Raw genomic sequence first — 14,658 nt, 5'->3', positions numbered from 1 at the left:
CATGGTTTCGATCAGTCTTCGCAACGTCTGTCTCGACTATCCGCTCTACGGTGCCTACGACTATTCGCTGAAACGGCGGCTGCTCGGCCATCTCATTCGCGAGCCGGGCGAGATGCGGATCATCCGCGCCGTCGATAACGTCACGATCGAGGCCGAAGCCGGCGCCCGCATCGGGCTTGCCGGCCCCAACGGCTCCGGCAAATCGACGCTGCTGCGGCTGATCGCCGGCGTCTATCCGCCGAGCGGTGGCAACATCGCAATTCAAGGCAACGTCGTGCCGCTGCTCGGCCTCAACGCGGGCGTCAATCTGGATTTCGTCGCCGAGGATAACATCGCGCTGCTGCTGCGGATCAGCGGCCGCAAGCCGACCCGCCGCGTGATCGACGAGATCTGGGCCTTCACCGAGCTCGAGGCACGCATGCAGCGGCTGCCGCTGCGGATGTTCTCCTCGGGCATGCTGATGCGGGTGCTGTTTGCGACCGCCACGGCGTTTCCTGCCGATATCCTCCTGCTCGACGAATGGCTCAGCGTCGTCGATGAGCACTTTGCGGAGAAGGCCCAGCAGCGGCTGCTGAACCTCGTATCGCAGGCGGCAATCGTGATCATCGCCTCGCACGACCAGCCGCTGCTGCGCCGCACCTGCACCAGCATCATCAATCTCGATCACGGCCGCGTCGCCTCGACCGTCCCGGTCACCCCGCCGGCCACCCACACCTTCGAGCTCCGCGAGAAACGCGCATGAAGCAGAACATCCTTGTCGTGTCCGAAGCACTCGGCGAGCCCAACCACAAGCGCGGCATCTTCCACTTCACGCGTGAATTGATGCGCTCGCTCGCGGCCGAGGGGCACGAGCTGACGCTGCTGGTCGAGACCACGCGGCGCTATCGCAAGCTGCACCGGCGCGAGCGGCGCACCAAGCTCTTTCCGGCGCAGTCGCGCAACATCGAGCTGCTTGCGCTCTACCGCTTTCTCGATGAGGTCAACATGGGCGAGCCGGTCGTGCGCGGCGGACTGCGGCGCACGCTCGACTGGATCCGCCACAAGGCCACCATGTCGGTGTCGTGGGACTACATCGTCTGCTTCCTCCGCGCCGTCGGCCTGCGTGGCCTGCACGCCCGGCTGATCGAAAACAGGACCGAGGCGCTCGAATACGTCCCGCCGGACCTGCGCCATCTCGAGCTGTTCCGCGACTTTCAGCTCGAGCCCGGATTCTACAGCTATCAGGACTCCTCGGCGTTCTTCCTGCTGCCGCCACCGCGGGTGGACGCGCGCGAGTATGACGTCATTGTCGTGGATACGCCGACGAGGGTTGCGATCAGGCGTAGGCCCAACGCCAAGGTGATCTGCGTCGTCCACGATTTGTTGCCGCTCACCGACCTCAAGCTCAGCGACGTCGCGACACGCCTGTTCCTGTCACGGCTGCTCACCAGCCTGCGCCAGGCCGACGAGCTCGCCTTTGTTTCAAACTATAGCATGATGCGGTTCAGGGAACTGTTGCCGCAATTTGCGCACCTGCCGGCGCGGGTCGTGTATCCCCGCACCCGGTTCGACGCCCCGGATGTCCTGCACCTGCCAGCCCCGTCGGGGCGTCCGGGGCGGCCGAGCTTCGTCGTCATCGTCTCGAACGAGCCGCGCAAGAACATCGCCACCGTCGTCCGCGCCTTCCGCGGCGTACCCCACGCCGATCTCGTCGTGATCGGCTATGCTGGCGAGATCAGCCGGATGCGCAATCTGCCGCCGAACGTCCGCTTCGCCGGCTATGTCGACGAGCACGAGAAGGCGGCCCTGATCGCGGAAGCGCACGGCCTGATCATGCCGAGCTTCGCCGAAGGTTTCGGCGTGCCGATCATCGAGGCGCTGGCCGCGAACACGCCGGTACTGTGTTCCGACATCGCCGTCTTCCGCGAGGTCGCGGGCGAGCTCGCCGACTATTTCGATCCGTTCTCGACCGAGGCGATCGCAGCCTCCGTCACCCGCGTGCTGACGCGGCAGGAGGAGTGGCGCGGCAAGATCCGGGCGAGGCGCCACGAGCTCACTGAACGCTTCGGCTACGAAACCCAGGCCCGGGATTTCCTCGGGCATGAGATGCCGAGAGAAAGCCTGGTCGCAGCACAGTAGGCGTCAGCCAGATGACAGCTGAGCAGGCAGCATGGTCCGGTCCGGCCAGCCCGCCAACTTTCCGCGACCGATGGCAGGCCCTGGGCCGTTCCGCCGCGCTGTTCCGCGCTGCCGACATGCTCGCCGTCCTCATCGCGGCGTCGCTGCCCTGGTCGACCACGGCGCCTTCGATCTTCGTCGGGCTCTTTTTGCTCGCGGTCACGCCGACCATCGACTGGCGCGACTATGCGCGCAGGCTCATGCGGCCCGCGCTTGCCCTGCCCTTCGCCTTCCTGCTGCTCGCCCTCATCGGCACGCTGTGGTCGGACGGCGCATGGGCCGACAGGCTGCATGCGCTCAAGCCGGTCGCAAAGCTCGTGCTCATTCCGCCGCTGCTCTATCATTTCAGCCGGTCGGAACGCGGCTTGTGCGTCTGTATCGCCTTTCTCGCCTCCTGCGCGCTGCTTGCGGTCTTCTCATGGATCGTGCTACTCGATCCCAGCTGGAAGATCACCGCGACGGCATCATCAGGCGTTCCCGTCAAGAACTACATCGACCAGAGTCAGGAATTCACGCTCTGCGCGTTCGCGCTTTCACTCCCTGCGTTGACCTTCTGGCGCAGCCGAAACCTGGCTGCGACAGCCGGCTGCCTGGCGCTGATCCTGCTGTTCGCCACCAACATGGTGTTCGTCGCGTCCGCTCGCACCGCGCTGCTCTGCATCGCGGTGCTGCTGGGCTTATTTGCCTGGCGGCATCTGAGCCTGCGCGCGGCACTGCTCCTGCTCGCAGGCTCGCTCGCCGCGAGCGCGCTGGCCTGGTCAACGTCGCCCTATCTGCGCCAGCGCATCACCGACATCGCCGTCGAATACCGCCACGGCCATGAGGATATCAGCCGCGCCTCGACGGCGCAGCGGCTGACCTATTGGCGCAAGTCGCTTCACGCCTTTGTCGAGGCGCCCCTGATCGGCCACGGCACCGGCTCGATCAAGCACCAATTCGAGCGCGCCGCCACAAGCGGGAGCAGCCTCGATTCCGAAGTCGTCAGCAATCCGCACAACCAGACCCTCAACGTCGCCGTGCAATGGGGCCTTCTGGGCGTCGTCCTGCTCTACGCCCTCTGGATCGCACATCTTCGCCTGTTTGCAGGGGAAGGCGTCGCCGCCTGGATCGGTCTCGTCGTCGTGGTGCAGAACGTCACGAGCTCGCTGTTGAACTCGCACCTGTTCGATTTCCACGAGGGCTGGATGTACGTGCTCGGCGTCGGCGTCGCCGGCGGCATGGCGCTGAAGGCGAAAGCCGGCAGCCGGCCCTGACTACTGGCTGTGCTCGTGGCCGACTGGGAGCTTGCGCTCCGCGACGCGGCGCAGCAGGCTCAATGTGCGTCCGTCGATCACGAGCAACGCGCTGCCGATGACGATTGCGCCCGCGATCTCGCGCATCGAGATCGGCTCGCCCAGCACCAGCCATCCCAGAAGAATGGCGGTGACGGGAATGAGCAGCGTCACCAGCATGACGTTGCTCGCGCCCGAGCGCCGCAGGATCTGAAAGAAGACGATGTAGGCGAGCGCCGTCGACAGGCCGGCAAGGCCAAACACCGCAAGCCAGGTTGTGAGGCTCGGCACCGGAAGGCGCCAGGGTTGCTCCACCGCCCCGGCGACGGCCGCCATCATCACGGTCGACGCCATCAGCTGAAACGTCGCCGTGCCCAGCGGAGCTGCGTCCTTCAGCAATCGTCGCGCCGCCAGCGCCGCAAAGGCATAGCTCAACGCGCCGCCGAGGCAGAGCAGAATGCCGAGCCCCTGCCCCGGCCTTGTCTCGAAACCCCATCCGCGCAGGATGATCACGCCGGCAAGGCCCAGCGCCACCCCGGCCATGCGACGCATCTGCAAGGTCTCGTCGCCTGCCGCCGCCATCACCACCACGGTGAACAGCGGCGTGGTGGCGTTGAGGATCGAGGCCAGCCCGCTCGGAATGAAAGTCTGGCCGATCACAATGAGCGAGAACGGAATGACGTTGTTGAGCAGTCCGATCAAGACGAACGGCCTCCAGCCCGCGACGCCCTTGGGAAAACCGATGCCCTGCATGCGCAGCAGCGGAAGCAGGATAGCAGCGCCAAGCGCAACGCGCAGGAACACCAGCGTCAGCGGCGGCAAGTCCCGCAAGGCCGCGCCGTTGAAGAAGAACGAGCCACCCCAGAGCACCGACAGCACGGCGAGCAGCGACCCGTCGCGCGCATCGATCCGGTTATCGTTCGGGGACATGGCGTCTCACCTCGGCGGCCGAGCCCATCGCCTAGAACGCTGCGGTGGACAGTGCCACCCGATTTCCGATGAAGCACCGGACTTGAAAACCGGTGCTCGGAATGAATGGAGCGGCCAAGGCGGCCCCATGTTGATACACACCTGCCTACGAGGATTTCTTCGGCCGCGACACCAGCTCGATCATCCTGCCCTCATCATCGTCGGGCATCACAGCCTTCGCCTGAGTGTAGGCCTCGACCGCGGCACGCGCGACCAGCGGCTTATCAGCCAGCAGACTCTCGGCGAGCTTCACCGCGTAGGCGGCATCCTTGTGCCGCAGCGCCGACGTGAAGGTCGCGCCGCTGAAATCGCGAGCGACCATGCGCTTGGAGTGGCGCTGCACCTGTGGGCTTGCGGCGACGCCCGCCTGGATCGACTCCAGCACGAGGTTCATGTCGAGCCCGGCCTGCTCGGCGATCGCAAGGCCCTCGGCGAGGCCGGCGATCTGGATCGCGCCCAAGAGATTGTTGATGAGCTTGTAGACCGTGCCGGTGCCGACCGCACCGAAATGGCGGACGGTCGAGCCGATTGGGTCGAGATAGGGCCGTGCGCGCTCGAGATCGGCTGCATTGGCGCCAACCAGCAGCGTCAGCTTTCCGCTAGCGGCCGCATCGGGCAATCCGGTCACCGGGCAGTCGATGTAAATGAGCCCGCGCGCGTTCAGCTCGCGGCCCATCTCGCGGGCATGGTCATAAGAGACGGTCGAGCATTCGATCGCGATGGTGCCTGCCTTCGCGGTCTTGGCCGCGCCCTTGGGCCCGAGCCAGACCGCACGCGAGGCCTCGTCATCGGCGACCATGGTCACGACCGCATCGGCATCGATCGCGGCATCCTCCGGCGAGGTCGCCCATTGCGCGCCGCGGGCGATCAGGTCTTCCGCCTTGGCCTTGCTGCGATTCCACAGCGTCACGGTAAAACCGGCATCGAGATAGCGGCCGGCCATGCCGTGCCCCATCCGCCCAAGTCCGATGAAGGCGACGCGGGGCATGATCAGTCCACGTCCTCGATGTCGCCGCTGGTGGTGCCGAAGGCGCGCTGCGCCAGCGTCGCGGCCATGAAGTCGTCGAGCTCGCCATTGAGCACGCCGGATGTGTCCGAGGTCTGCACCCCCGTGCGCAAATCCTTCACCATCTGGTAGGGCTGCAGCACGTAGGAGCGGATCTGGTGGCCCCAGCCGATATCGGTCTTGGCAGCCTGGTCAGCGGCGGCTTTCTCCTCGCGCTTCTTCAGCTCGATCTCGTAAAGGCGCGCACGCAGCATGTCCCAGGCCTGCGCCCGGTTCTTGTGCTGGGAACGGCCGGCCTGACAGACCACCGCGACACCGGTCGGAATATGCGTCAGGCGCACCGCGGATTCGGTCTTGTTGACGTGCTGGCCGCCAGCACCGCCCGAACGCATGGTGTCGGTGCGGACGTCGGATTCCTTGATGTCGATCTTGATGCTGTCGTCGATGACGGGGAACACCTGCACGCTCGAGAACGAGGTGTGCCGCCGCGCGTTGGAGTCGAACGGCGAGATGCGCACCAGGCGATGCACACCCGCTTCGGTCTTCAGCCAGCCATAGGCGTTGTGACCGGAGACCTGGATGGTCGCCGACTTGATGCCGGCCTCTTCGCCCTCGGATTCTTCCAGGAATTCGACCTTGAAGCCGTGGGTTTCGGCCCAGCGCGTGTACATGCGCAAGAGCATCTGCGCCCAGTCCTGGCTCTCGGTGCCGCCGGCGCCGGCATGAACTTCGAGATAGGAATCGAAGCGGTCGGCCTCGCCCGACAGCAGCGCCTCGAGCTCGCGCCGCGCCACCTCCTTCTTGAGGTTCTTCAGCGCGGCTTCGGCCTCGGCAACGACACCGTCATCGCCCTCGGCCTCGCCGAGCTCGATCATGCCGATATCGTCTTCGAGCTCCTGCTCGACCTTGCCGATGCCCGACAGCGCATCCTCCAGCGAGGTGCGCTCCTGCATCAGTTTCTGGGCTTTCTGGGGATCGTTCCAGAGATCGGGATCTTCTGCGAGCTTGTTCAGCTCAGCGAGGCGCGCCGTCGATTTCTCGACGTCAAAGATGCCTCCTCAGCAGCCCGACTGACTGCTTGATCTCTTCTACCAACCGCTCGATTTCGGCGCGCATGTCGTTCTCTGATGTCGCGGAATTGTTCCGCATTCGATTGCAACGGGGATGTAACGGCGGCGGCGCCAAAGCGCAACCGCCCGCTCCTTCAAACGTCAGCGTTATCCGCTAAAGCATGATCCGGAAAAGTGCGCAGCGGTTTTCCGAAAAGATCATGCTCAAACAACAACCTAAAGCGTGATGACGATTCATCCTAATCTCTTCGCGCTTTAGTACAGCCCGCCGGTGCCTGGCCGCATGAAGAAGCCGGAATCCGGCTGCTGCTGCTGCGACGCCGGCATGCGCCCGTCGGCATCGGCCACGCCGATGACCGAATAATTATCCGGCGGCGCCGTGCCCGGCTTGAAGGCTTCGAGGATGGTTCCGCCGGTCTCGCCGGGACCTGCGCGCATGCCGGTCTTGGAGACGACGCGCACGAGCTTGATGCCGGCCGGCACCTTGAACGGAACGGCGGGCTTGTCGGCGAGCGCAAGCTTGAGGAAATCGCGCGCGATCGGAGCTGCCAGATGGCCACCCGTCGCGGCATTGCCTTTGCCGAGTGGGCGCGGCTTGTCGTAGCCCATATAGATGGCGACGGCGACGTCGGGCGAGAAGCCGACGAACCAGGCGTCCTTGGCCTCGTTGGTGGTGCCGGTCTTACCGGCGATCGGCTTGCCGACTTCCTTGACCACGGTCGCGGTACCGGCCTGCACCACGCCTTCCATCAGCTCCGTGATCTGATAGGCGGTCATGGAATCCAGCACCTGCTCGCGGCGGTCGATCAGCTGCGGCTCGGCCTGATTCTTCCAGCCGCCCGGCGCGTCGCAGCCGCGACATTCGCGCTGGTCATGCTTGAAGATGGTGCGGCCGTAGCGGTCCTGGATGCGGTCGATCAAGGTCGGCTTCACCCGGCGGCCACCATTGGCGAGCATCGAGTAAGCCGTGACCATGCGCATCGCCGTCGTTTCGCCGGCGCCAAGCGCGTAAGACAGATAGTTCGGCAGCTCGTCATAGACGCCGAAGCGGCGGGCATATTCGCCGATCAGGGGCATGCCGATGTCCTGCGCGAGGCGCACCGTCACGGTGTTCAGCGACTGCCGCAGCGCGTTGCGCAGCGTCACCGGTCCCTGGAACTTGCCCGAGGAGAAGTTTTCAGGCCGCCACACGCCGGCGCCCTGGCCCTGATCGATTTCGATCGGCGCGTCGAGCACCACAGTCGACGGCGTATAGCCGTTGTCGAGCGCGGCCGAATAGACGATCGGCTTGAACGACGAACCCGGCTGCCGATAGGCCTGCGTGGCGCGATTGAACTGGCTCTGGTCGAACGAAAAGCCGCCGACCATCGCGAGCACGCGGCCGGTCGAGGGATCCATCACCACCATCGCGCCCGACACTTCGGGGATCTGACGTAGCCGGTACTGGCCCTCGACGGGCTGACCGTCCTTGTAGAGCGGATCGGCATAAATGACGTCGCCGGGCTGGAGCACCTGCGACACCGCCGTCGGCGTCTTGCCCCTTGTGCCACCCTGCGTGGCCCGTGCCCAGCGCACGCCGTCGACCGTGACGATGCCGGTCTCGCGCTGCTTGCTGATGGCACCGCCAAGCTCGCGGCTCGGCTGGAAGCCGATGCGCGCCGACTGGTCGCTGGTCTCCAGCACCACCGCCATGCGCCATGGCGAGATGTCGGAGAGCGACTTGATCTCGGCAAGCTTCACGCCCCAATCGCCCGAAATGTCGAGCTTGCTCATGGCACCGCGATAGCCCTGCTGCTCGTCATAATTCACGAGGCCGGCGACCATGGTCTTGCGCGCCATGACCTGGATCTTGGGATCGAGCGTGGTGCGGACAGAGAGACCACCCTCATACAGCTTCTTCTCGCCATAGCGCTCGAAGATGTCGCGGCGGACTTCCTCGGCGAAATATTCGCCGGCGAAAGTGTGGGCCCCGTTGGAGCGGCTGGTGACGGCGAGCGGCTCCTTGCGCGCCTTCTCGGCATCGGCCTGCTTGATCCAGCCGTTCTCCTGGAGACGGTCGATCACATAGTTGCGGCGCTCGATGGCGCGGTCGCGGTTGCGCACCGGATGCAGGGTCGCCGGCATCTTCGGCAGCGCGGCCAGATAAGCGGCTTCCGCAACGGTAAGCTCGTTCACCGACTTGTCGAAATAGACCAGCGACGCCGCCGCGATGCCGTAGGCGCCGAGGCCGAGATAGATTTCGTTCAGATACAGCTCAAGGATCTTGTCTTTCGAGTAGGTCTTCTCGATGCGCATCGCCAGCAAGGCTTCCTTGATCTTGCGCGCGAAGGAGACCTCGTTGGTCAGAAGGAAGTTCTTGGCGACCTGCTGGGTGATGGTGGAGGCGCCCTGCGGACGCCGGTTCGAGCCGTAGTTCTGGATGTAGAGCAGACCTGCCCGCGCCATGCCGGTGTAGTCGATGCCGCCATGCTCGTAGAAATTCTTGTCCTCGGCCGCCAGGAACGCGTTGATCACGAGCTTCGGCACCGCCTGGATCGGCAGATACAGCCGCCGCTCCTTGGCGTATTCGCCGAGCAGCGAACCGTCGACCGCGTGCACGCGGGTCATCACCGGCGGCTCGTAATCCTGAAGCTGAGAGTAGTCCGGCAAGTCCTTGGAGAAATGCCAGATCAGGCCTGCCACGGCCCCGACACCGACAAGGAACACCACTGTTCCCGCGGCGAACAGGAAGCCCATGAACCGCACCAGCAAGCGCATTATGTGTTTATCCGTTCAAACTCTGGATCAGCCCAGTATCAGCCCCTTGGCACCCCGAACAGGGGCCGACCTTTACGTCACGAATTCACCGGCTTACACAATTACATCAGCGCCGGATTTTAGACGCTTGCCGAGCGGGATTCTCTCCAATTCCGGAACCCCCTGCGGCATTTTTATAAAGCGCCCGCTGTGGCCAAACTAGGGCTTTTGCGGCGGGACGGAAAAACCCTTTCAGTTCGAAGACCCCCGGGTCGTCAATTTGACGATCCCCGGGTCGTCAATTTGACGATCCCCGGGTCGTCAATTTGACGATCCCGCCGTGGCCATCCGCTTGGCCAAAAACCCGTCGATCGCCTGTGCCATGGAGCCCACGGCACGGGACCGCCAGCCCTCGGAGACCAGATGCTCGAGGTCACCCTTGTTCGAGACATAACCGATCTCGACCAGCACAGAAGGAACGTCGGGCGCCTTCAGCACCCGGAAGCCAGCCGACTTCAGGGGATGCTTGTGCATCCGCACCGTCGACTTCATTTCCCCCATCAGCAGACGGGCAAAACGGTTTGAAAAAGTGCGGGTTTCCCGCTGCGTGAGGTCGATCAAGATGTCGGCGACGTCGGTCGGCTCCTCCGCGAGGTTGAAGCCGGCGATCGCGTCCGCCCGGTTCTCGGCGTCAGCCAGCCGCTGGGCCTCGGCGTCGGAGGCCTTATCGGAGAGCGTGTAGATGGTCGCGCCCTGCGCATCGCCCTCGGCACGAGGCAGCGCATCGGCATGAATCGAGACGAACAAAGCGGCCTTGAGGTTGCGGGCGATCTTGGTCCGGTCATTGAGCGGAATGAAAGTGTCGTCGTCCCGCGTCATGACCACGCGATATTTGCCGGCCTTTTCCAGTCTATCGCGTAGCGCCAGCCCAAAGGCGAGGACGAGGTTCTTCTCGCTCTCGCCGCTCGACTGCGTGCCGTTGTCGATGCCGCCATGGCCGGGATCAATCACGACCACCGGCCGGCCATCGGCCTTCTGCTGCGCGGTTTCCGGAGCCGCCGTAGTGGGAACCGTGGCAGGCGGCGCCTCGGCGATCGCGGGCCTCAGCTCGGGACGATTTTCGGGCGCGACCGAGGGCACAAAGGCGGCGCGGTCGACCTCTTCCAGCTCAAGCACGAGACGGGCCGGCTGGCCGTTGGCGGCGTCGACCACGTAGGAATTGGCGATCTTCGCCGGCCCGGTCAGGTCGAACACGATTCGCGAGCCGCCAGGCATGACGAGCCCGTAGCGGAAGGCCTTGACCAGCCCCCGCCCCCCGCTGCCGGTACCGGCGGGCAGCTGAAAATTGACTTGCGGCACGTCCACCACCACGCGGTAGGGGTCGGCGAGCGTGACGGCGCGAAAGGTAATGGTCTGGTCGATGTCGAGGATGAAGCGGGTCTGCTTGCCATCGCCAGCCAGACGGGCGGCCGAAGCGATTGGAAAATTCGCAACCGCAACAGAGGGTTGCGGCTGGCTTTCCGCTGCGCTCAAGCGCGAGGAATTTGCATATGGCAATGCTGCGGCGCACAGCAGCACGCATCCCAGCAAAACCCTTTGATTTGTGCGGCTCGCCACCGAATTCCGTGCCTCCGAGCAGCCTCTTTAACGCAATAGAACCACAGGGTTAAACGATCCTTAATGACGGATATGCGAAACTCGCTGACTGTGACCGCCGTGCGACGCTCCCTTGCACGGATGGCTCATTCCTCGTATGTACGGAATGCTGACGGCCGATATTCCCGGTTGTGTCGCATTCAGCCTCCCGGTGCAGCGCCGGAACTCTCAAGGTTTGGGAATTCCAGCGTTTTCCGTTCCCCTCTAAGACCAGCGCGGTGCGCGGCAACGAGATGGAGCGGGTCAAGCTCCGGCGGCGGACGGTCCTGGGTTACCACTCACGTCACCCGGGCGGTTCTGACAGCGACGTAACCATTAACCCGGTCTCTTGATCCCAAGGGAGCGGTTCGTGATCCCCAAGGCGAGCGCGCTCGCGCCATGCCTGGCCAGCAGCAACTGATTGAGGGGCGGCCCCGCCGCCCAATGTTTCATACGGGCCGACGCTTGATGCGCCAGACTGTGCCGACGAATTCTGAAGGACCATTCGCGACGCTGCGGATTGAAAATCCCGCGCGCCGCGCTGGCCCCGAAGCTTCCGGTTCGGCAAGGCGCGAGAGACGGTGTCTCGGCCTTCCCCTCACCCCCGAATCAGGTGGACCGTCGCGTCACCCGGCGGCGCGATACGCGCCCACGGTGAATCGCGCCCGCCGCCGCCAAGAGTTAAGACATGCCCAACAAGATGTTGATCGATGCCACCCACCCGGAAGAGACCCGGGTCGTCGTGGTCCGCGGCAATCGCGTCGAAGAGTTTGACTTCGAGACCGCACAACGCAAGCAACTGCGCGGGAATATCTACCTCGCCAAGGTCACCCGGGTCGAACCCTCGCTCCAAGCCGCGTTCGTCGAATATGGCGGCAACCGCCACGGCTTCCTCGCATTCAGCGAAATCCATCCCGATTACTACCAGATCCCGGTCGCCGACCGGCAGGCGCTGATCGAGGCCGAAGAACAGGCTCATCGCGAGGCCGAGGAAGAGAGCGAGAACCGCTCCCATGGCCGCCGCCGCTCGCGCCACCGCAACGCCCGCCGCCGCGGTCATGGCGAACGCGTCCGCAGCGACATCGTCGAAGGCCTCGAGGCCGGCGCCGACCCCGCGGCCCAGCCGGTCGAAGGTGAGACCCTGCCGGCGCAGACCGAAGGCGCTTCGCACGAAGGCGAGCTCCTGCAGGCCGATGCCGAGCATTACGGCGAGCACGACGGCCATGATCATCACGAACACGATCATGGCGATCATCAGCCCCATGATGACGATCACCAATACGCCCACGCTGATGACGACCAGGGTGATCACGGCGAGCACGATCATCACGACCATGATCAAGCCGACGAGACGCCGGCGCCTGTCGCGGCCGTCGGCGCCGAGCCCGTGGTTGCGGCCGAGACCGTTGCCGAGCCGCAGGAGGCCGCCGCCCCCGAAGCCCGCGCCGAGGCTTTCGCCGAGGCTGTAACTGTCGCCGTTGAACCAGCCGATGCCGTTTACGCCGCCGACGCGGCGCATGCCAAGGGCGCGGAAGTGACGGCCGACGAAGAGGAAGAGGACGAGGACGGCGAGGAAGCCGAAGAGGAACTCGTCGAATCCGTCGGCGGCGACGACGTGCTGGAAGAAGTGCCGGAGCGCACCTTCCGCCCGCGCCGTCAGTACAAGATCCAGGAAGTCATCAAGCGCCGCCAGGTGATGCTGGTGCAGGTCGTCAAGGAAGAGCGCGGCAACAAGGGCGCCGCGCTGACGACCTATCTGTCGCTCGCCGGCCGCTATGCCGTCTTGATGCCCAACACCGCGCGCGGTGGCGGCATCAGCCGCAAGATCACCAGCGCCCAGGACCGGTCGCGCCTCAAGGAAGTGGTGCAGGATCTCGACGTGCCCGAGGGCATGGGCATCATCCTGCGCACCGCCGGCGCTGCCCGCACCAAGCCCGAGATCAAGCGCGACTTCGAATATCTGATCCGGATGTGGGAGACGGTGCGCGACTTGACGCTGAAGTCGCAGGCCCCGACCCTCGTCTACGAGGAAGGCTCGCTGATCAAGCGCTCGCTGCGCGACCTCTACAACAAGGAGATCGACGAGATCCAGGTGGCCGGCGAATCCGGCTACCGCGAAGCGCGCGACTTCATGAAGATGCTGATGCCCGCCAATGTCAGCGCGGTGAAGCAGTATCGCGACGGCCAGCCGCTGTTCTCGCGGATGGGCGTCGAGAGCCAGCTCGATGCGATGTTCTCGCCGACCGTGCAATTGCGCTCCGGCGGCTACATCGTCATCAACCAGACCGAAGCGCTGGTCTCGATCGACGTCAACTCGGGACGATCGACCCGCGAGCACCATATCGAGGACACCGCGCTCAAGACCAATCTGGAAGCGGCCGAAGAGGTCGCCCGCCAGCTCCGCCTGCGCGACCTCGCCGGCCTGATCGTCATCGACTTCATCGACATGGACGAGAAGCGCAACAACCGCGCGGTCGAGCGCAAGCTGTCCGATTGCCTCAGGCAGGATCGCGCGCGCATCCAGGTCGGCCGCATCTCGCATTTCGGCCTGCTGGAAATGTCGCGCCAGCGCATTCGCGCCAGCGTGCTGGAGAGTTCGACCGATCCCTGCCCGCATTGCGGCGGCACCGGCCATGTCCGCTCGGTCTCCTCAGTGGCGCTCCAGCTGCTGCGCGGCCTCGAAGAGATCCTGATGAAGGGCGCGACCCACAATCTCGTGGTCCGCACCCGCACCGACGTCGCGCTCTACGTGCTGAACCACAAGCGCGGTCATTTGCGTGATCTCGAGAACGGCTTCAAGGTCACGCTGTCGGTCATCGCCGATCAGTCCGTCAGCGGACCTCAGGCTTACGTGATCGACCGCGGCGAGCAGGTGCATACGCTGGAAGCTGCCAAGGCCCTGCTTGCGGCGCAGGCGGCTGCGAGCCCGCCGCCCCTGGTCGAAGACGCCTATGAGGACGAGGAGTTCGATTCGGAGCTGGAATCCGAGATCGAGTCCGAGGAGACCGAAGGTCTCGCCGAGGAGCAGGCCGCCGGTGAGGCCCCCGAGCAGGACGGCCAGCGCCGCAAGCGCCGCCGCCGCCGCCGCGGCCGTGGCGGCCAGCGCGACGGCGAGTTGCGCGAGGATGGCGCGCCCACGCTTCCTGAGGCCGCTATGGCCGCCAGCGAATCCGAAGAGGATTCAGAGTCCGAGCAGGACGGCGAGGAAGGCGAGGAACAGGCCGCCCGCGGCGAGCAGCAGGGCAGCGGTGAGCGCCGCCGCCGGCGTGGTCGCCGCGGCGGACGCCGTCGGCGCGGTGGCGCCGAGGAAGGTCTTGCCGGCTCCATCGGCGACGAGCTCGCGGCCAATGCGCCGCCGGAGGCGACCGACGCAGTCGCCGATTTCGACAGCTTCAGCAACGAGGCCGCGCCCTCGATTGCACAGGCCGAACACACCGCCGAACCGCAGGCGGCGCAGCCTGAACCGCGCGCCGACGTGCAGAGTGAGCCGCCGGCCCGGCCGGAGCCGGCTCCCGTCATGGCGACCGCAGCGCCGGTCGAAGAGCCCACCGACGACAAGGCCGCGCGACGCCGCTCCACGGTCCGGGAAAAGGTGAGCTTCCTGCTGCACAGTCAGCCCGAGCCCGCGACACCGGTTGCGCAGCCGACCGAACCGGTTGCTGCGCCCGCACCGGCAGCCGAGCCCGCACCGCAAGCCGCAAATGAACCTCCGGCCGCCCCGCGCCGTGCCGGCTGGTGGTCGCGCCGCTTCGGTGGCGGCGAATAAAGCCGAATATCGAATGCAAAACGCCCGGCTCAGCCGGGCGTTTTTGTT

Annotated in this window: 9 protein-coding genes; 4 read left to right on the top strand and 5 right to left on the bottom strand. The window is 65.3% G+C overall.

Going from position 1 to position 14,658, the window contains the following annotated elements:
* Position 1 precedes the first annotated feature (1 nt).
* From AAE027_RS16330 to AAE027_RS16320, 3 genes are read left to right on the top strand one after another with little or no spacing between them, the layout of a single operon-like run.
* Positions 2–742: an ABC transporter ATP-binding protein gene (locus AAE027_RS16330; protein WP_370990337.1), complete on the top strand. Its 741-nt coding sequence runs from the start codon at positions 2–4 to the stop codon at positions 740–742.
* Complete coding sequence (locus tag AAE027_RS16325) at positions 739–2,118, top strand: glycosyltransferase family 4 protein (RefSeq protein ID WP_370990336.1); 1,380 nt, start codon at positions 739–741, stop codon at positions 2,116–2,118. The genes AAE027_RS16330 and AAE027_RS16325 overlap by 4 nt, the downstream gene beginning before the upstream one ends.
* Before the next feature lie 11 nt (positions 2,119–2,129).
* Positions 2,130–3,410 (top strand): O-antigen ligase family protein, encoded by a 1,281-nt coding sequence (locus AAE027_RS16320; protein ID WP_370990335.1) that lies wholly within the window; start codon positions 2,130–2,132, stop codon positions 3,408–3,410.
* On the opposite strand, the gene AAE027_RS16315 is transcribed toward AAE027_RS16320, so the two are convergent.
* The 5 genes from AAE027_RS16315 to AAE027_RS16295 form a co-directional block, all read right to left on the bottom strand.
* The gene (locus AAE027_RS16315; protein WP_370990334.1) at positions 3,411–4,358 is read right to left on the bottom strand and encodes a DMT family transporter; all 948 of its coding nucleotides are present in this window, start codon (positions 4,356–4,358) and stop codon (positions 3,411–3,413) included.
* Between the two features lie 145 nt (positions 4,359–4,503).
* Positions 4,504–5,487 (bottom strand): NAD(P)-dependent oxidoreductase, encoded by a 984-nt coding sequence (locus AAE027_RS16310; protein WP_370990356.1) that lies wholly within the window; start codon positions 5,485–5,487, stop codon positions 4,504–4,506.
* A protein-coding gene (gene prfB / locus AAE027_RS16305) for a peptide chain release factor 2 (protein WP_128934108.1) occupies positions 5,388–6,519 on the bottom strand; the annotation gives its coding sequence in 2 pieces (ribosomal slippage) (positions 5,388–6,449 and positions 6,451–6,519; 1,131 coding nt in all). The genes AAE027_RS16310 and prfB overlap by 100 nt, the downstream gene beginning before the upstream one ends.
* A 209-nt stretch (positions 6,520–6,728) precedes the next feature.
* Positions 6,729–9,230, bottom strand: a complete 2,502-nt coding sequence (locus tag AAE027_RS16300; protein WP_370990333.1) for a penicillin-binding protein 1A — start codon at positions 9,228–9,230, stop codon at positions 6,729–6,731.
* Between the two features lie 300 nt (positions 9,231–9,530).
* Positions 9,531–10,826, bottom strand: coding sequence for an N-acetylmuramoyl-L-alanine amidase (locus AAE027_RS16295; RefSeq protein WP_370990332.1), 1,296 nt, complete (start codon positions 10,824–10,826; stop codon positions 9,531–9,533).
* Between the two features lie 706 nt (positions 10,827–11,532).
* Here AAE027_RS16295 and AAE027_RS16290 point away from each other — a divergent pair.
* A complete protein-coding gene (locus AAE027_RS16290; RefSeq protein ID WP_370990331.1) occupies positions 11,533–14,610 on the top strand; it encodes an Rne/Rng family ribonuclease in 3,078 nt (1,025 codons plus the stop codon).
* Positions 14,611–14,658: the final 48 nt, after the last annotated feature.

Source organism: Bradyrhizobium sp. DN3, from assembly GCF_041357655.1.
Classification (GTDB): domain Bacteria; phylum Pseudomonadota; class Alphaproteobacteria; order Rhizobiales; family Xanthobacteraceae; genus Bradyrhizobium.
This window is presented reverse-complemented; position numbering and strand designations above follow the sequence as displayed.

Excerpts from the sequence above, each read along its gene's own strand:
- AAE027_RS16330 (WP_370990337.1), top strand. The coding sequence starts at position 2 with ATGGTTTCGATCAGTCTTCGCAACGTCTGTCTCGACTATCCGCTCTAC.
- AAE027_RS16325 (WP_370990336.1), top strand. The coding sequence starts at position 739 with ATGAAGCAGAACATCCTTGTCGTGTCCGAAGCACTCGGCGAGCCCAAC.
- AAE027_RS16290 (WP_370990331.1), top strand. The coding sequence starts at position 11,533 with ATGCCCAACAAGATGTTGATCGATGCCACCCACCCGGAAGAGACCCGG.
- AAE027_RS16300 (WP_370990333.1), bottom strand. The coding sequence starts at position 9,230 with ATGCGCTTGCTGGTGCGGTTCATGGGCTTCCTGTTCGCCGCGGGAACA.
- AAE027_RS16315 (WP_370990334.1), bottom strand. The coding sequence starts at position 4,358 with ATGTCCCCGAACGATAACCGGATCGATGCGCGCGACGGGTCGCTGCTC.
- AAE027_RS16320 (WP_370990335.1), top strand. The coding sequence starts at position 2,130 with ATGACAGCTGAGCAGGCAGCATGGTCCGGTCCGGCCAGCCCGCCAACT.